Annotated in this window: 12 protein-coding genes; 2 read left to right on the forward strand and 10 right to left on the reverse strand. The window is 67.5% G+C overall.

From position 1 onward, the window contains the following. Positions 1–1,779: 1,779 nt before the first annotated feature. From ABZ552_RS17400 to ABZ552_RS17415, 4 genes are all read right to left on the reverse strand, one after another. Complete coding sequence (locus tag ABZ552_RS17400) at positions 1,780–2,814, reverse strand: DUF262 domain-containing protein (protein WP_357438207.1); 1,035 nt, start codon at positions 2,812–2,814, stop codon at positions 1,780–1,782. An 8-nt stretch (positions 2,815–2,822) separates the two neighbouring features. Then, positions 2,823–3,425 carry a hypothetical protein gene (locus ABZ552_RS17405; protein WP_357438210.1) on the reverse strand — a complete coding sequence of 201 codons (603 nt, stop codon included), beginning with the start codon at positions 3,423–3,425 and terminating at the stop codon, positions 2,823–2,825. A gap of 353 nt (positions 3,426–3,778) precedes the next feature. Next, complete coding sequence (locus ABZ552_RS17410; RefSeq protein ID WP_357438213.1) at positions 3,779–4,753, reverse strand: ADP-ribosylglycohydrolase family protein; 975 nt, start codon at positions 4,751–4,753, stop codon at positions 3,779–3,781. Between the two features lie 164 nt (positions 4,754–4,917). After that, positions 4,918–5,376 carry a MarR family transcriptional regulator gene (locus ABZ552_RS17415; protein ID WP_281877810.1) on the reverse strand — a complete coding sequence of 153 codons (459 nt, stop codon included), beginning with the start codon at positions 5,374–5,376 and terminating at the stop codon, positions 4,918–4,920. Between the two features lie 63 nt (positions 5,377–5,439). On the opposite strand from ABZ552_RS17415, the gene ABZ552_RS17420 reads away from it, so the two are divergent. Then, positions 5,440–5,808 carry a VOC family protein gene (locus ABZ552_RS17420; protein ID WP_281877811.1) on the forward strand — a complete coding sequence of 123 codons (369 nt, stop codon included), beginning with the start codon at positions 5,440–5,442 and terminating at the stop codon, positions 5,806–5,808. Between the two features lie 207 nt (positions 5,809–6,015). On the opposite strand, the gene ABZ552_RS17425 is transcribed toward ABZ552_RS17420, so the two are convergent. The 6 genes from ABZ552_RS17425 to ABZ552_RS17450 form a co-directional block, all read right to left on the reverse strand. Beyond that, positions 6,016–9,810, reverse strand: coding sequence for a multifunctional oxoglutarate decarboxylase/oxoglutarate dehydrogenase thiamine pyrophosphate-binding subunit/dihydrolipoyllysine-residue succinyltransferase subunit (locus ABZ552_RS17425; protein ID WP_281877813.1), 3,795 nt, complete (start codon positions 9,808–9,810; stop codon positions 6,016–6,018). A gap of 106 nt (positions 9,811–9,916) precedes the next feature. Next, positions 9,917–13,747, reverse strand: a complete 3,831-nt coding sequence (locus ABZ552_RS17430) for an ABC transporter ATP-binding protein (RefSeq protein ID WP_281877814.1) — start codon at positions 13,745–13,747, stop codon at positions 9,917–9,919. Positions 13,748–13,797: 50 nt separating this feature from the next. After that, positions 13,798–14,580 (reverse strand): ABC transporter permease, encoded by a 783-nt coding sequence (locus ABZ552_RS17435; RefSeq protein ID WP_281877815.1) that lies wholly within the window; start codon positions 14,578–14,580, stop codon positions 13,798–13,800. Then, on the reverse strand, positions 14,577–15,566 hold the full coding sequence (locus ABZ552_RS17440; RefSeq protein WP_281877816.1) for an ATP-binding cassette domain-containing protein: 990 nt from the start codon (positions 15,564–15,566) through the stop codon (positions 14,577–14,579). Before ABZ552_RS17440 ends, ABZ552_RS17435 begins: the two co-directional genes overlap by 4 nt. After that, positions 15,563–16,288, reverse strand: coding sequence for a hypothetical protein (locus tag ABZ552_RS17445; protein WP_281877817.1), 726 nt, complete (start codon positions 16,286–16,288; stop codon positions 15,563–15,565). The genes ABZ552_RS17440 and ABZ552_RS17445 overlap by 4 nt, the downstream gene beginning before the upstream one ends. 138 nt (positions 16,289–16,426) lie before the next feature. Then, on the reverse strand, positions 16,427–17,452 hold the full coding sequence (locus tag ABZ552_RS17450) for a glutathione S-transferase C-terminal domain-containing protein (protein ID WP_281877818.1): 1,026 nt from the start codon (positions 17,450–17,452) through the stop codon (positions 16,427–16,429). Positions 17,453–17,490: 38 nt separating this feature from the next. On the opposite strand from ABZ552_RS17450, the gene ABZ552_RS17455 reads away from it, so the two are divergent. After that, positions 17,491–18,285, forward strand: coding sequence for an enoyl-CoA hydratase/isomerase family protein (locus ABZ552_RS17455; RefSeq protein ID WP_281877819.1), 795 nt, complete (start codon positions 17,491–17,493; stop codon positions 18,283–18,285). Positions 18,286–18,340: the final 55 nt, after the last annotated feature.

Below are 18,340 nucleotides of genomic sequence, written 5' to 3' on the forward strand. Positions count from 1 at the left end.
TGGGTTCGGAGGTTGTTTCGCCGACGCGATCGGGTGCTGAAGCTGGTTCCGGGGAGCGCGTGGGTTCGGAGGTTGTTTCGCCGACGCGATCGGGTGCTGAAGCTGGTTCCGGGGAGCGCGTGGGTTCGGAGGTTGTTTCGCCGACGCGATCGGGTGTCGGAGCTGGTTCCGGGGAGTGCGCGGGTTCGGAGGTTGTTTCGCCGACGCGATCGGGTGTCGGAGCTGGTTCCGGGGAGTGCGCGGGTTCGGAGGTTGTTTCGCCGACGCAATCGGGTGCTGAAAGAGCATCGCAAGTCTACCTGTCATCGTCGACGGCTCCGCAGCCGCTCGAGACCGCGGCTGTTCCAGACGGTGGCCAGGACGCGTTCGAGTCGCATCCCCCGGAGGTGCCCGCTGCCCCGGCGGGGACGCAACCTGCCGAATCAGATCCTTTTGCACCGGAATTCCTCGCGCCGGAGCCCCCACCGCCCGCCTCGTCGGACGCGACAGCGCATTCATATGCCGGCGAAGGGGAGCATCGGTCGGCATCCGCTCGCGCGGACGCCGAGCCCGATGTGCCAGAAGATCATCATCCGGAGCCGCCTCGCTTCGAAGGCCGCCTCGCGGCGAGGTTCGCGCAGGAAGACGCCGAGCCGAATTCCTCTGTGCGGGAACGCTTCGCGACCGGGTACGTGGCATCGATACCCCCCGCCGCAGCTGAGCCCACTTCACCGGAACGAACTGAACCTGAACTTCTCCCCGCCGACGAGGATTTCGATCCGGCCGCGCGATCGGCCCCCGCATCGTCGTCGTTCACGGACAGTTGGTCGTCGTGGATCGAGCCCGCCCTTGCCCGCCCGGCCCTGGAACCTCAGCCGAGCCGGTCCCGCCCGCTGCGTCCGCGCCCGACCCCCGAACCTCAGCCGAGCCGGTCCCGCCCGCTGCGCCCGCGCCCGGCCCCGGAACCTCAGCCGAGCCCGCCCGCCGCGTGGTCCACACCCACCCCCGAACCGCGGCCACTGCGCCGTCCCACACCGACCGCGGTGCTAGAGCGTCCACGGACAGCGGTTCGCGACCAGATCACCGCACTGTCCGCACGTATCCCCGGCCGCGCCTCCGAGAAATCGAAGCCACGCGGCCACCGCTCACAACAGATCGCCGCGGTGGCACTGATCGTGCTCGTCATCGGGGTGATCTGGATCCTGGCGGCCTCCTGCTCGCCCACGGGCGGCGCTGTGCAACCGACGCAAGCTCCCGCGCCCACCACCGAGGCAGTTCCGCCACCGCCACCGGTCACGGAAACCCCAGGCCGCATGAACCTTTTGCCTTTGTGCACTCCGTTCAACCCCAAGTGCTAAAGAAACTGTCAAAAAGACTCGTTAGTAAAGGCGATCGGTTCCCAATTTCACTAGTCGGTGTGTTCGGTGCTGCGCTTGCCGTATATCAGGGCGAACTGCTGCAGGGCTCGTTCGCAGGGCGGGAGGGTGCGACGCTTGTTAGCACTGCGGCGACGCTTGATGGGCGCCCTGCGGTTGAAGTTGTCGACGACGACGCTGACTTAGCATCGGCACTGATGAAAGATGCGAGCGGCCACTGAGTGGATGTGTCGGAAATCCCGCGGCCCAAGTTGCCGTCGAAGTTTGGCAGATTGAGCCGCTTAACAATTTCTGGAGTATAGAATTAGGGCGGGTCCCAGACGCACTCACCTCCGCCGCGCTGATGTCTCTCATCAGCCCGCCCCTGTCGCCAGCAGGACTAAGATGGAGCCAGCAGACGGCAGGAGCAGGATTCGAGATATTTTCAAAAAAGTGTTGCTTCACGTTCGAACGGCTTGCCGAGGAGAACCGTATTTATGACGCGGCCACGCCTGATTCTGCTTGAACGATCGTTGGCTCCTGATCGTGTGGCTGCGAAATATTCCGATGCTGCGTCGTCCCGCACTTGGGAATCTCCTCGGGCGATCCTGTTTACCTTAGAATAGAAAGACTCGAGACGTGAGCCTACCTCTTGTGACGTTCCGCATTGATGGATCAACTCGATCACCCTATGCAGTTCGACTAGAAGGGTGAACAGATCCGTCTTCTGCCAAACGCGAGAACTTGTGTCGAAGTCGATTTCGTCTACATATTTGAATACTTTCTCCAGCTGCACGAGCGTCCGATTTCCCTCGGGAAACTCATCATTGTATCGCGCAAGATACGACTCGTGCTCGCTGTCTCGGTTGAAATAGGTAGAAAGTAGGGTGATTACGAGGGTCAAACACCATCTGACATCGTTCATGCGCTTGGCATCGGTGGAGTTGAAAACTGAGCGAGACGAAAAGAATTGCTTTTCGCTCAATCGATCGCAAAATTGCTTGAGCTCGCCGTCGAAGCGAGCATTATTGACTTCCATTGCATTCAAAGCGTAAGAAGTGGAATTTATTCTATAGAACAATTCGCGCGTCTGATCTTCGGTCAGAGCGCCAAGGTCCCGCACCACGACCTCGTATTCAAGAAAGGCCAGCTTTTTATCTTGTGAAAGATCGGAATAGGCGGGCACGTCTGCGGTCAATCTCAAGTCAGGGGAACCAATGAAATATTGGAATAGCGTAGTTACGCGTTGTTGGCCGTCTACGATCAGCTCAGTGCCCTCGCCGGTATCTGGGTCCACTTGACCTGCCGCGATAAAAATTTCAGGGAATGGCATGCCTTCGAGCACGGTTCGGAGAAATGCTGCCTTATTTCGGTTGGACCAGACCAGCCTTCGTTGGAATGCTGGGTTTGGAACAAGTCTGGACTCTCTGACGCCAGTCAGTATCATTCGAAGTCTGCGATTGGTAGCGGCGGTTCGCATAAGTCCCCTCAGTTCGATCGGCAGCTGCTCACTGCGCGTGATTGATACGCTTCCAGAAAGTACATGTCGAAATATAAGCCAGCAGTGATTTTGTATGGGCCGCAGTCGCCGCTAGCGGTCAGCTGCCTGAAGTATTCGAACCACTCGTCAGCCAGTGGTAATGCCGCTGAGCGTGGGAGTAAGTCAGGTCTGATCCAGCCGTGCAGTTTGCGGTCCAGGAAGCGAAATTTCTTTCTTGACGGCCAATCCAGAACAGGATCTGTACTGACAAGTGCAGCAAGCTCCTTCCAAACGGCAATATATAGCTCAGATGAGACGATCGCGACGTCTAGGTCGCTTCGCTCACTAAAACGCATCCATCTTTTCGCTGGCGCTATGGAGAACCCTAATTTTGCTGAGCCGACGACCAATATGGAGGAGTGATGAACTTCGAGGTGGGAGGATATCCGTTGCTTCAGCTCAGTGTATTGTTCCTCGGGTAACATGATGCAACTACCCGAGGTTATGTGTCGCTGCACCACCGTTAGGGGATCATATTTAACGAGGGACTCCCTGAATTGATTCTCGGAACGATCAATGCTGGAAACCGTGCTATCCCCCTCGTTGTACATAAGCAAAGCATAGTGTATATCGTTGGGCAAGACAAATTTTTGGGTTGACGTCTCTAACGGCTTCTGTGGGAGGCGAGTTCCAGGCGGGGCTCTCGATGCGGGCACGTGGCGCGAGGCGAATGGCGAAGTCGTCTACGCGCCGGGGGCGCGGACGGCGGGTAGTATGCGACCTTGCCGGGCGCTTAGTGTTCGACGCACTAGGTAACCGGCCGCGCTGACGGCGCCAGCGCGGAAAGGTTCGAGTCGCCGGATAGCGCGGAGGTTTCGTAGCGCGGCGATCCGCCGAATCACTAAGCCGTCGGGCTGGTGGCAGTGGCAACCGTATGAGGACCCGGCACTTACGACTGGCGTGCTCACGACGCGCCGGACAGCCATTTTCGAACGCGAGGGAACGCGGATTTCTTGCGTCGTGTTCGAAGGGGCGTGTTGAACCAGTCGGGCAACGGTTCTCGGGCGGCAAGCCAGGCATGCGGCACCCCGGCGATCGGATCGGGGCGGATTCCGATGCCGGTGTAGGCGCCGACGATGCCGCCGACGATGGCGCTCGTGGTGTCGATATCTCCATCCGCCGCGATACATGTGGCAATTGCGGCCGGGTAATCGGCCAAATGCGTTGCGGCTACCCAAATCGTGAACGGCACCGTGTTCTGTGCGGTGACCAAAGATCCGTTGCCGAGTTCCTCCGCGGCGTCCTTCGCGGAGGCTCCGAGCAAAGTGCGAGCACGGCGAATCAGTCGGCTGGTCTCACCGTCGTCGAGGCGGTCGATGATGGTGGTGATGAAATCGTCCGATGTCGGCCGCTTCCCGGTCAGGCGGGCATGAGCGGCCTGACCAGCCGCGAGTGCTACCGCCACCGCGCCGGCGACGCCTTCGGGATGCAGATGTGTCACCCGCGCCGACCGCGCCGCTTCGGCGGCGATCTTGTCCGGATCGTCGGCGTAGAAGGCGCCCAGCGGGGCAACCCGCATGGCCGCACCGTTGCCGCAGGATCCCTGGCCATCGAACGCGACTCCGGCCGCCTCCCGCCAGTGCACGCCGTTGCGGATTCGACGCAACGTGTCGACCGCCAGGAAGCCGTAGTCGCGGCGCGGGTCGAACCGTCGCGCGAAGGCGGCGGCAAGCCGATCCTGTTCGATCGCACCGTGACTGGAGAGCTGAGCGACCACCGTGCAGGCCATTTCGGTGTCGTCGGTCCACCCCCACTGTCGCGCAGGGAGATTGCCCGCGCGAAGATCGGGAATCGACCGGCCCATGATGGGGAACTCCGCACCCAGCGCGTCCCCCACAGACAGCCCATCGAGTGAATCGAGCATCAAGTCAACGTGCATCGCGTCCGATGGTAACCATGCCGATCGAGGTCAGCGCACATGTCGCAGTGCTTCACCGGCTCATCGCAGAAGAGGGTGTAGTTGGGTCCGTCGTTCGCTCGCACGGATTTCACGCTCGGCTGCGCTCCTATCCGAGCGCGACGAGACGTGCGCCGGCGAACAAGCTATGCGCGGTCGTTGCCATCGCGCAGGGAATGGATCATGCTCCGCAGGATCCGGAACGCGTCTGCCTGCTCGGTCTCGGTCAGGCCGGCCAGCATTCTGACCTCGACGGACCGGACCGCTACGGTCGCCTTCTGGAGACTCCGTCGTCCGCGAGGGGTGAGCCGCGTGGGAAGAACCTTCCCGACAGGTGCCTCCGCGGGCCTGGTCACGTAGCCCTCGCGTTCCAGGGTCTGGAGCAGCACGTTCATCGTCTGCCGGGTCACGAACGCGCCGCGCGCGAGTTCGGAGTTCGACAAACCCGGTCGTTGCGCCAGCAGTTCGAGGCAGGAGTAGTGCGTCACGCTCATCCCGAGCGGCCGCAGCACCTCCTCCATGGCCGCGCGGAGGGCGCTCGACGCCTCTTTCAGCAGGTAGCCCAGTGACGTCTCGAGGTCGACGCCGACACCGTCTTGACTCATGTCAGTATCCTGACATAGCTTGATCTGTGTCAGAAAACTGACACATAAGAAAGGAGCATCATCATGCCCGCCACCGGCCCCGACTTCATCTCGCTGCAAGCGCGCGACCTCGACGCCTCGCAGGCGTTCTACGAGCAGTACCTCGGCCTCGTCCGCTCGCAGACCGGACCTCCGCACGCCGTCGTCTTCGAGACGAAGCCGATCGCGTTCGCACTCCGCGACGTCGTTCCCGGCACTGATCTCGCATCCGCCGCTCAGCCCGGCATCGGCGCCGCGATCTGGCTGCACGCCACAGACGTCCAGGCCATTCACGATGCTCTCGTCGCCGACGGTCACACCATCGTCTCCGCACCGATCGACGGCCCTTTCGGTCGGACATTCACCTTCGCCGACCCCGACGGCTACCAGATCACTCTCCACGACCGGGCCTGACAGGCCGATCGCCACCGGACGATCACCGGCCCCGAACACGGTTGCGACCCAGCTTGTTCGAGGCGTGAGCAGCGATCGGGAGAGCCAACGACCTGTCCCGCAGCCCTGAAACCTTGTTCGAACGTCCTAGAACTCAATCCCGCAGAACGAAACCGGCCCGGATCGCTCAAAGGATTGAGCGATCCGGGCCGGCGTCACAGCAGGAAACTAACTCGTCGGTTCGAACGACTCCGCGATGATCTCCGCCTGTTCCACCGCGTGGACCTTGCTGGACCCCGAGGACGGGGCCGACATGGCTCGGCGGGAGATGCGGCGCAGCTTCGTGTTGGCGAAGCGGGCGGGGAGGGTTTCGGGGAGGTTGAGGCCGAAGAAGGGCCAGGCGCCCTGGTTGGCCGGTTCCTCCTGGACCCACGCCAGATCGGTGGCGTTGGGGTAGCCCTCCAGGGCCTCGTTCAGGCGGCGGACGGGCAGCGGGTAGAGCTGCTCGATTCGCACGATGGCGATGTCTTCGCGCTTCTGCTTGGCCTTTTCGGCGGCCAGCTCGTAGTAGAGCTTGCCGCTGGTCAGCAGGACGCGCTTGACCTTGCCGCGGTCGCCGACGCCCTGCTCGTAGGCGGGTTCGTCGAAGACGGAGCGGAACTTGCTCTCGGTGAAGTCCTTCAGGTCCGAGACCACGGCCTTGTTGCGCAGCATCGACTTCGGGGTGAAGACGATCAGCGGGCGGCGGATGCCGTCGAGTGCGTGGCGGCGCAGCAGGTGGAAGTAGTTGGCCGGGGTGGACGGCACCGCGACGGTCATCGAGCCCTCCGCGCACAGCTGGAGGAAGCGCTCGATGCGGCCGGAGGTGTGGTCCGGGCCCTGGCCCTCGTGGCCGTGCGGTAGCAGCAGCACGACGTCGGAGAGCTGGCCCCACTTGGCCTCACCGGAGGAGATGAACTCGTCGATGATCGACTGCGCGCCGTTGACGAAGTCACCGAACTGCGCTTCCCACAACACCAGCGCATTGGGGTTGCCCAGCGAGTAGCCGTATTCGAAGCCGACGGCGGCGAACTCGCTCAGCGCCGAGTCGTGCACGGCGAACCAGCCGGGGTTCTCGCTGCCGATGTTGTGCAGCGGGGTGTACTCGTCGGCGGTCTTGCGGTCGATGATCACCGCGTGACGCTGGGTGAAGGTGCCGCGACGGGAGTCCTGACCGGTCAGGCGCACCGCGCGGCCCTCGTCGATCAGCGTGCCGAACGCGAGCAGCTCGGCGAAGGCCCAGTCGACCTTGCCCTCGTAGGCCATCTCGCGGCGCTTCTCCAGCACCGGCTTGACGCGCGGGTGCACGTTGAAGCCGTCGGGCACGTTGAGGAACGCGTCGCCGATGCGCTGCAGGATGGACTTGTCCACAGCCGTCACCACGGAGGCGGGCACCGGCTGGTCGCCTTCGACCGATTCGCTCGGCCCCGGCGAGTATTTCTCCAGCTCGCGGACCTCGTTGAACACCCGCTCCAGCTGGCCCTGGTAGTCGCGCAGGGCGTCCTCGGCCTCTTTCAGCGAGATGTCGCCACGGCCGATCAGGCTCTCGGTGTACGCCTTGCGGACCGAGCGCTTGGTGTCGATGACGTCGTACATGTACGGCTGGGTCATCGACGGGTCGTCGCCCTCGTTGTGGCCGCGACGGCGGTAGCAGATCATGTCGATGACGACGTCCTTGCGGAACTTCTGCCGGAAGTCGACCGCCAGACGCGCCACCCAGTCGCAGGCCTCCGGGTCGTCGCCGTTGACGTGGAAGATCGGCGCGCCGATGAACTTCGCGATGTCGGTGGAGTACTCGGTGGAGCGGCTGTTCTCCGGAGCGGTGGTGAAGCCGATCTGGTTGTTCACCACGATGTGGATCGTGCCGCCGACCCGGTAGCCGCGCAGGCCGCCCAGGTTCAGCGTCTCGGCGACCACGCCCTGACCGGCGAACGCGGCGTCGCCGTGCAGCATGAGCGGCACGACGGAGAAGCCCTCCGGGCCGTCGCCCTTGTCCAGCAGGTCCTGCTTGGCGCGGACCAGGCCCTCGAGGACCGGGTCCACCGCCTCCAGGTGCGAGGGGTTGGCGGTGAGCGAGACCTCGATCTCGTTGTCGCCGAACATCTGCAGGTAGGTGCCCTGCGCGCCGAGGTGGTACTTCACGTCACCGGAGCCGTGGGTGGCGGCCGGGTTCATGTTGCCCTCGAACTCGGTGAAGATCTTCGAGTAGGGCTTGCCGACGATGTTGGCCAGCACGTTGAGCCGGCCGCGGTGCGGCATGCCGATGACGACCTCGTCGAGGCTGTGCTCGGCGCACTGGTCGATGACGGCGTCCATCATCGGGATGACGGCCTCGGCGCCCTCCAGCGAGAAGCGCTTCTGCCCGACGTACTTGGTCTGCAGGAAGGTCTCGAACGCCTCGGCCGCGTTGAGCCGGTTCAGGATGTACTTCTGCTGCGCGACCGTCGGCTTCGCGTGCTTCTGCTCGACCCGGTCCTGGATCCAGCGCAGCTGCTCCACGTCCAGGATGTGCGTGTACTCCACGCCGACGTGGCGGCAGTAGGCGTCGCGCAGAACGGACAGCACGTCGCGCAGCTTCATCCGCTCCTGGCCGTGGAAGCCCGCCACGTTGAACGTGCGGTCCAGATCCCACAGGGTCAGGCCGTGCTGGGTGACGTCCAGGTCCGGGTGGCTGCGGAACTTGTCCTTGACCAGGCGCAGCGGATCGGTGTCGGCCATCAGGTGGCCGCGGTTGCGGTAGGCCGCGATCATCTCCAGCACGCGCGCGCTCTTGTCGACGCCGCGCTCGCGGACGTCCTTGCGCCAGCGGACCGGCTCGTACGGTACGCCGAGACCGTGGAAGATCTCGTCGTAGAACTCGTCGGCGATCAGCAGCTGGTGGATGGTGCGCAGGAAGTCGCCCGACTCCGCGCCCTGGATGATGCGGTGGTCATAGGTGGAGGTGAGCGTCATCAGCTTGCCGACGCCCAGATCGGCGATGCGCTCGTCGCTCATGCCCTGGAACTCGGCGGGGTACTCCATCGCGCCCGCGCCGATGATCGCGCCCTGACCGTTCATCAGGCGCGGCACCGAGTGCACGGTGCCGATGGTGCCCGGGTTGGTCAGCGAGATGGTGACGCCGGAGAAGTCCTCGGCGGTGAGCTTGCCGTCGCGGGCGCGGCGGACGATGTCCTCGTAAGCGGTGTGGAACTGCCCGAAGGTCATCGCCTCGCAACCCTTGATGGCCGCGACGACCAGCGACCGGCTGCCGTCCTTGCCGGGCAGGTCGATGGCCAGGCCGAGGTTGGTGTGCGCGGGGGTGACCGCGTTCGGCTTGCCGTCGATCTCGGCGTAGTGCCGATTCATGTTCGGGAACGCCTTGACCGCCTGCACGATGGCGTAGCCGAGCAGGTGGGTGAAGGAGATCTTGCCGCCCCGGGTGCGGGCGAGGTGGTTGTTGATGACCAAGCGGTTGTCGATCATCAGCTTGGCCGGAATGGCGCGCACGCTGGTGGCGGTGGGGATGCTCAGCGAGGCGGACATGTTCTTCGCCACCGCGGCGGCGGCGCCGCGCAGCACCTTGGACTCGTCGGCGGCGGTGTCGGCCTGCTTCGGGCCGGAGGTCGGCGCGGCGTTCGACGTCGGCGCCGGGGTCGTCTGCGGAGCGCGCGTGGTCACCGCGGCCGGTTTGGCGGCGGCCGGGGCGGGCTTGGCGGCGGCCGGTGCGGGCGCTTTCGGGGCCGCGGGGCTGGCGTCGTTGCGCTTGGCGGCGGGCTTGGCGGCCGCTGGAGCCGGGGCGGGAGCGGCAGCCTGCGCGGGCGCGGGGGCGGGCTGGCTGTTGCCGGTGTCGCCACTCGTGTCAGGCGTGTAGTCGGCCAGGAACTCGTGCCAGCTCTCGTCGACCGAGGATGGATCCTGTTTGAACTTCTGATACATCTCGTCGACTAACCACTGGTTCTGTCCGAACTGGGAAGTTGAGCTGCTCACAGCAGGTGTTCGCCTCATTTCGTTCTTCGCGCTGCGACGTTTGTGACGTGCCCGGCACGGGGATCAGCGGATTGCGCGCCGATGCGCCCTATCTGAGGATAGGCCCAGCAGCAAATCGGCGGATTCACTGACCACCCGACACCCCCGACCCTATTGGTGACGACCCGTCGTCACCCGAGAATATTCCCTCCGACGCCGCTGCCACTGCCCATAGCCGGGCATACGGTCCGCCCGCCGCGAGCAGCTCGGCGTGCGGGCCGAATTCCACGATCCGCCCGTGGTCGACCACGGCGATCCGGTCGGCGCGAGCGGCCGTGCCGAGCCGGTGCGCGACGATCACCGTGGTGCGGTCCCGGGTCAGCGATCGGCTCGCTGCCAGCACCGACGCCTCGGTATCCGGGTCCAGGGTGGCGGTGGCCTCATCGAGCAGCAGCAAGTCCGGAGCGACCAGTTCGGCGCGGGCGAGCGCGATCAGTTGCCGTTGCCCGGCCGACAGGCCGCGGCCGCGCTCGCCGACCGGCTGGTGCATCCCGAGCGGGAGCGCGGCGATCATCTCCGCCGCACCCACCGCCGCGGCTGCCGCGGCGATCTCCTCCGGGGTCGCGGATGGTTTCCCGAATGCAATGTTGCTCGCCACGTCCCCGGTGAACAGGTGAGCTTCCTGGGGGACGATGCCCAGCCGCGCGCGGTAGTCGGCGAGGCGGTAGTCGCGCACATCGGCGCCGTCCACCCGGATCGCGCCGGGGGCCACCGGATCCGCCGAGGCTCCGTTCTTCGCCACGGCGGCGGGCCCGCGCCGCGTGCGACCGCCCGGATCGGGCGGCAGGTCGTACAGCCGGGCCAGCAGCTTGACCACGGTCGACTTTCCGGCCCCGGTCGGCCCGACCAGGGCGAGGGTGGAACCCGCTGGTATGCGCAGCGAGACGCCGTCCAGCGCCGGAATGTGACTGCCCGCGTAGTGGAAGCGAACGTCATCGAACGCCACCTCGCCGCGCAGCCTCGCCCCGATGGGCACCGGGTCGGCCGGATCGGCGGCGATCGAGGAGGGCGTGCGCAGCAGGTCCCCGATCCGGCGCAGGCCGACCCTGGCCTGCTGGTAGCTGTCGAAGACCTGGGACAACTGCAGGATCGGCACGAACAGCAGCTCCAGATACAGCACGAACGCGATCAGGGTTCCCGCGCTGGTCGCACCGGAGGCGACATCACGCGCACCGAAGAACACCACCGCCGCCAACGCGACATCGGCCCATCCCACGACGAACGCGAAGTACAGCGCGATCGCCCGCTGGGCGCGCAACCGGCTGTTGCGGTAGCGCTGCGAGTATTCCGCGAAGCGACGGGCGGCCCGCGGCTCGTGCCGATTGGCCTGCACCGCCCGCAAACCGGTGACGTTCTCCTGGAAGTCGGCGTTGACCGCGGACACGTGCTCGCGCGACACGGTGTAGGCGGTGGAGGAAACCCGGCGGAACAGCACCGTCGCGATCAACAGGGCGGGCACCGTCGCCAGCACGACGAGAGCCAGGGAGACGTCGATGACCAGCAACGCCACCGTGATGCCGACCAGCGTCAGCAGGCCGACCAGGGTGGTGGCGACTCCGGTCTGCAGGAAGGTCGACAGCGCGTCGACGTCGGTGGTCATCCGCGTCATGATCCGCCCGGACAGTTCCCGTTCGTAGTAGTCCAGGCCGAGCCGTTGCAGATGCGCGAAGCTGCGGACGCGCAGGGCGAACAGCACCCGTTCCCCGGTGCGCGCGGTGAGCAGCGTGGTGGCCGCGCCGACCGCCCAGCCCGCCGCGGCCAGAACCGTGCCGAGCAGCGTCGCGCGGACCAGCGCTGCGGCGTCGCCGCCGAGCACGCCGCCGTCGATCGCGTAGCGCACCAGCGGCGGGAAGGCGATCGCGATTGCCGCGTCCGCGGCCAGCAGCGCCATCACGGTCAGCACCAACCGGCGGACGGGGCGCAGCAGGCGGGCGAGCCGGAAACGCGGATCCGGCTCGCGCAGCCGCTGCGCGTCCATGCCCGGCTGCTCGGTGGCGGGTGGCAGGAGTTCGATAGTGCGGCGCAGCTCGGGGGTCTCGCTGATATCGGCCGCCGCGCTGCCGAAGCGGCGACCGGCGGAGCTGTCCGGCGCTCGCCCCTTGGCGGCCGGGGCCGCGTCCACGTGCGGCTCGGGCGCGAGGTGCCCGGCCGGTGCGGGCAACCGGATCACGCGATCGGCGTGGGCCAGCGTGGATTCCCGATGCGCGAGGATCAGCGTGGTCCGTCCGCCGCGGTCGGGTAGCGCGTCGAAGATCGCGGCCTCGGTCACCGCGTCCACGGCGGAGGTTGCGTCGTCGAGCACCAGGATGCGCGGGCGGGCCAACAGCGTCCTGGCCAGCGCGATCCGCTGGCGCTGGCCGCCGGAGAGGGTGAGGCCGCGCTCGCCGACCACCGTGTCGTAGCCGTCGGGCAGCTCGGTGATGAACTCGTCGGCCGCGGCCTGGACGGCGGCCTGCCTGATCTCCTCGTCGGTGGCCTCCGGCCGCCCCAGCGCGATATTGGCCGCGATGGTGTCGGAGAACAGGAACGGATCGTCGAAGACGACGCCGATCGCGGCCCGCAGGTCGGCGGCGCGCACGTCGGCGATGTCGACGCCCGTGGTTTCGGCGGAACTGGTCCCGGCAGGCGAACTTGCGCGCGCGAACGCGTCGCTCGCGCCCGCGTGCGCCGGGGCGCCGGTGAACAGCCGGATGCTGCCCGCGTCCGGTGCGTAGAACCGGGGGAGCAGCAGGGCGAGGGTGGACTTGCCCGAGCCCGCCGGACCGATGACCGCCACCGTCTCGCCGGGCCGCACGCGCAGGTCCAGTTCGCGCAGTACGGGACGGTCGGGATCGAAACCGAACGTCAAGGCGTCGATCTCGATGCCGAGCGGTCCGTCCGGCAGCTCCGCGGGCCGCTCGGGGTCGGCGATGACCGGCGCGGTGTCGATCACTTGGAATACCCGCTCGGCCGCCGCCCTGGTCAGCTGGGCCATGACGATCACCGAGGAGAGGATCCGCGCGGTGCCGGTCATCACGGCGACATAGGCGGCGAACGCGACGAAGGTGCCGATGCCGATGCTGCCGTGCAGTGCGAGCAGGCCGCCGAGCGCGATCACCGCGACCATCCCCAGCTGCGGGATCGTCGCGACGGTCGGCGCGAATCCGGCGTCGATCCGCGCGGCGCGCATCCGCTCCGCGAACAGCTTGCGACCGTGCCGCTCCAGCAGATCGACCATCCGCGCTTCCTGACCGAAGCCCTTGACCACCCGCACGCCGGTGACCGTCTCCTCGACGTGCTGAGCGAGATCGGCGGCACGCTGCTGCGCCGACCAGGTCGCCGCGTGCAGGCGCGGCCGCATCCGGTAGACGACCAGGCCGATCGCGGGCACCACCAGCAGCGCGACGGCGGCCAGCGGCGGGGACAGCCAGGTCATGACCGCGGCGGCGAGCCCGAATTCCAGCAGCGCCATACCGGACAGGGGCACCATCGCCAGCAGACCTTGGACCAACTGGAGATCGGTGATCGATCGGGACACCACCTGCCCGGTGCGCAGCGTGTCCTGTCCGACGCCGTCGAGCCGTTGCAATGCGCCGAGCAGGTGCACCCGCAACGAGTGCTGCACGTCCAGGGACAGCCGCCCGGCCAGCCAGCGCCGCCCGAATCCGGCCGCGGATCGGCTGACGGCCAGGACGACGATCAGCCAGGCGACGGCGCTGATCGCCGCCACATCACCGATCCCCGCCGCGTCGACGGCCCGTTTGGTCAGCAGCGGCCCCGCGGTCTCGACGATCGCGCCGCCGAGCACCGCCGCCGCGAGCCCGGCGAGCACCGCGCGGTGCGGTAGGCATTCGGCCCACAGCCTGCGTATCCAGCCCGGTCTGCTTCCCCCGTCCACGTCGTGCGCTCGCCCCCTTTGTCGTACCGCGTTCGTCATCGACGGTACCGACACCGACCGACAAGCCGTTGTTCCCTACCGGCCGTTCATCACAGGTCGCGGGTGCGCAGGCTCCACCAGCTCGCGGCGCCGAGCCCGATGTTCCACAGCAGAAGGACCACGACGGCGGCCGGTGCGGGGGCGAGCACGTCGCTGTCGGGATAGGAGCCGACCGCCACCGTGCCGACGGTGGCGGAGACGGGCAGCACGGTGACGACACCCGGGATGCCGAGACCACGCGCGATCAGCCAGATCAGCGGTTCGGCGAGCACGATCCAGCCCAGCAGCAGCGACACCGCCCTGGTCGAGGACCGCAGCAGGATGCCTGCGCTCGCGCCGATCAGCGACCAGCAGACCGCCGCGAGCAGCCCGCCGCCGAGCACCGCGAAGAACTCCCCGGTGACGGCGAATTTGCTCCGCCCGGCGCCGAACAGCGCGGCGACCGACACCAGTTCGACAGCGACCGCAGCCGCCAGCGCGCAGCATCCGATGACCAGGAACTTCGCGGCCGCGAGCCGATCGCGGTCGCCGCTGAACAGTGTGGTCACGGCCATGCTGTGATACCGGTACTCCGCCCCGGTCGCCACCGCGCCGAAGACGGCGGCCGCCAGCACGACCAGCGCCAGGCCCACGTAGAGCCCGATCGTCGCAGCGCCCGTGGCCGGTTGGCCGCGCGGATCCGGCGGTCCGGCCAGGCTCGCCGACACCAGGCTCGCGAACAGTGCCACGGCGAGCAGCGCGGCGGCGAGCGTCCGTCCGCGCGGCATCGTGACGACCTTGCGCACCTCGGAGTTGACGTTCGGCACCAGGTCCGCGGGCAGGATGGCGATCATCGTGGGATTCCGTAGGGCATCGGCGAGGGTGGCTGGGCGCCGGGCGCGGCGAGGCCCGGATAGTGCGGCGCGGGCGCGGCGGTGGGCTTGGTCAGCGACGCCAGCACGCGGTCGGGGTGGATCGGGTCGGGCACGATGCTATCGATTCGCACCTGCGCCGCGGTGGCCGCCGTTCTGATCTGCGCTTCGGTCGCCTCGGCGACGGCGAGGCGACCGTCCGGCCGGATCACCGCGTCGGTGAATCCGCGAGCCGCGAGCATGGTCGCCAACGCGATCGGGGTGGACGCGGCGACGACCAGCCGGTCCGGATGCCCGCGCCGCAACCGCGCCGGCGTGCCCTGGTACACCACCGCGCCTTCGTTCAGCACGACCAACTGGTCCGCGGCGGGCAGGACGGCGCCGAGACTCTCGCTGGTCAACAGGACGCTGCCGCCGCGACGGGTATGCCTGCGCAGGAAGTCCTGCAGCCAGCCGCGTTCTGCGGTGTCCAGCCCCTCCATCGGCTCATCGAGCACCAGCAGCGGGGGATCGCCGAGCAACGCGGTGGCCAGGGCCAGCCTGGTCTGCTGCCCGATCGACAGAACGCCGATCTTCGTCGAGGCGTGTTCGTCCAGGCCCACCAGCTCGAGCGCCTCGGTCACCCGGCTGTCGGCGACGCGCGCCGCGGCGGCGTAGATCCAGAGGTGATCTCGTGCGGTGTGGGCCGGATGCAGGCCGCGTGGCGCGAGAACGCCGCCGATCACAGCCGCGGAGCCCGCGCCGTCCCGCCGGGAACCGGGCCCGCCGACGGACGCGGTTCCGGCGGTGGGAACGAGCAGCCCGAGCAGCACCCGCAGGATCGTGGTCTTGCCCGCGCCGCGCGGACCCACCAGCGCGGCGACGGTGCCGGAGGGCACGGTGAAGCTGACGTCCGTCAGCGCGGTCGCCAGCTCGTACCGCTTGGTCAGGCCACGGACCGCGAACGCGATCGGCCGCGTCCCGCTCATCGTGGCGTGGCCGGCGGGCGCGGCTTCGCCGGGTCGATCGCGGTAAGCGGTTCGGCGTCGATGACCAGGTGCCCGGGCCAGGTGGCGGGCGGAGGCCCGAATGCCTTGCGCGCGTTGGTGATCGTGGCCTTGCCCAGCGCCCGGTTGCCCGCGCCGCCGATCACGGCGCCGATGCCGGCGGGCAGCACCTTGCCCGCCATCAGAGCGGCGCGCTTGGTGATGAACCGGACGATGAACCGCTTCAGCAGCGAGTCGTTCATGCTCGACAGTCCGGGGATGCGGTTGGCGAAGGCCGTGCCCCAGTTCTTCGCGGAGCTGCCGACGCTCTTCTGCACGATCTGCATGCCGCTCTCGCCCAGCACGACCGCCAGCACCAGCGCCCTGCGTTGCTCCTGGTCCTCCGGGGTGATGCCGTGCACCGAGGCCACCGCCAGGGTGAACACCGCGGAGGCCTCCATGAAGAAGGTGGTCTCCGCGCTCACCGCCGCGATGGCCGCGACGGTGCCGACGCCGGGGAAGGCGGCGGTCGCGCCCACCGCGCTGCCGCTGCCGGTCACCGCGAGCAGGTACTGCTTCTCCAGCCGCTCGATGATCTGCGCTGGGCTTTCCTCCGGATGGGAGCGGCGGATTCGGTCCACGTATTTGGCGACCGCGGGGGCCTGCAGGCGGGACCCGGTGTCGAGCAGCTCGACCACCGTCTTCTCGAACGCGCCTTTGAGCATCGGCGGCATCCTCCTCTTCCGGTCTGCTGGGTAGAACTGTATGGCACCGGTTGCCGTCAGCTCGTCATGACAACGAAGTACCCAGCCGCATCGGTTCCACCGGCGGCTGCCGCGCTTTCGACCCGGACGGGTGCGCTGCTACTCGGGGGCGTGGATCGCGGGCACGCGTTCGCCCAACGGCGGAGGGGGCGGCGGGGTTCCGTCGCCGAACGGCATGCCGCCCAGCGCCTCCCGGCCGTGCGGGGTCAGCCAGTTCGACAGGTCGGGGCCCTTGGGAACTATCCCGGTGGGGTTGATGTCCCGGTGCACGACGTAGTAGTGCGTCTTGATCTGCCCGAAGTCGATGGTGTCGCCGAATCCGGGGGTCTGGTACAGATCGCGCGCGTACGCCCACAGCACCGGCATCTCGGTGAGCTTGGACCGGTTGCACTTGAAGTGGCCGTGGTACACCGCGTCGAACCGGACCAGCGTGGTGAACAGCCGCACGTCGGCCTCGGTGATGGTGTCGCCGACCAGATACCGTTGCGCGGCAAGGCGTTCGGACAGCCAGTCCAAGCGGCGGAAGAGCCGGTCGTAGGCGGCGTCGTAGGCGTCCTGCGCCCCGGCGAACCCGCAGCGGTAGACGCCGTTGTTGACGTCGCGGAACACCGCGAGGTTCACCTCGTCGATCTCGGCGCGCAGCGGCTCGGGGTACAGCTGTGGCGCGCCGGGCCGGTGATGCTCGGTCCATTCGGTGGAGAAGTCGAGGGTGATCTGCGCGTAGTCGTTGGTGACGACCTGCCCGGTTGGCACGTCCACGACGGCGGGCACGGTGATGCCCCGCGGGTAGTCCGGGAACCGGGCCAGATAGGCGTCGCGCAACCGGGGGATGCCGAGCACCGGGTCGACGCCGCCGGGGTCCAGATCGAAGGTCCAGCTGAGCTTGTCGTGCGTGGGTCCGCACAGGCCGAGGGAGAGCACCGGTTCGAGCCCGAGCAGACGGCGCACGATCAGCGTCCGGTTGGCCCACGGGCAGGCGCGGGCCGCGACCAGCCGATAGCGCCCCGGCTCGACCGGGTAGCCGTCGCGGCCGTCGGCCGTGATCCGGGTGGTGATGTAGTTCGTGTCCCTCTTGAACTCGCCGGGCTCGACGTAGGAACCGCTTGCACTGGCCGACTTGGTCACATCGACAGTCTTCCAGATCGACCTCGTACGCTGACCGGATGAGTGAAACGAAGGCCACCCGCCTGGAACGCGACTTCACCGACGGCGGGGCGGAGGTGGCGACCCTCACGCTCGCCCACCCGCCGCTCAACCTCTTCGACCGGTCGATGCTGGACGCGCTGATCGCCGACATCGCCGAGCTGTCGGCGCGGCCGCCGCGCGCCCTGCTGCTGCGCGCGGAGGGCAAGGTGGTGTCCGGCGGCGTCGACGTGCACGTCTTCGACGGCTTGACCCCGGAGCAGGGCGCCGAATTGTGGCGCACGTTGTTCGCGCAGATCATCCATCCGCTGGAGGCGCTGCCGTGCCCGGTGGTGTTCGCCGCGCACGGGCTGACCCTGACCGCCGCCTTCGAGATCGCCCTCGCCTGCGACATCCTGCTCGCGGCGCCGAAGGCGAAGTTCGGGTTGGTGGAGATCGTGGTCGGGCTGACCCCGTCGATGGGCGGCCCGCAGCGTCTGGCCGAACGCGCGGGCTCGGGCCGGGCCCGCGAGTTCGTGATGACCGGCGATCTCTACGACGCGGCGACCATGGCCGAGTGGGGCGTGGTCAACGCCGTGCACGAGGACGTCGACGCCGCGGCGCGCGCACTGACCCACCGGCTGGCCGAGGGACCGACGAAGGCCAACGCGGCGACCAAGAAGATCATCGAGGCGTGGCGTTCCGGCGGTGTGGCACACGCGGATTCGGTGACGCCCGAGGTGTCCGGGGTGTTGTTCGACACCGAGGACCTGAAGGGCGGGGTGCGCAGTTTCCTCGAGCAGGGTCCGGGGAAGGCTCGCTACGCGGGCCGGTGACAGCTGGGACACGTTCATCGCCTATTCCAGCGAAGTTGTGACATGCGTCATATAG

Origin of the sequence: Nocardia sp. NPDC019219, assembly GCF_040632645.1 — a bacterium.
GTDB lineage: Bacteria > Actinomycetota > Actinomycetes > Mycobacteriales > Mycobacteriaceae > Nocardia > Nocardia sputorum.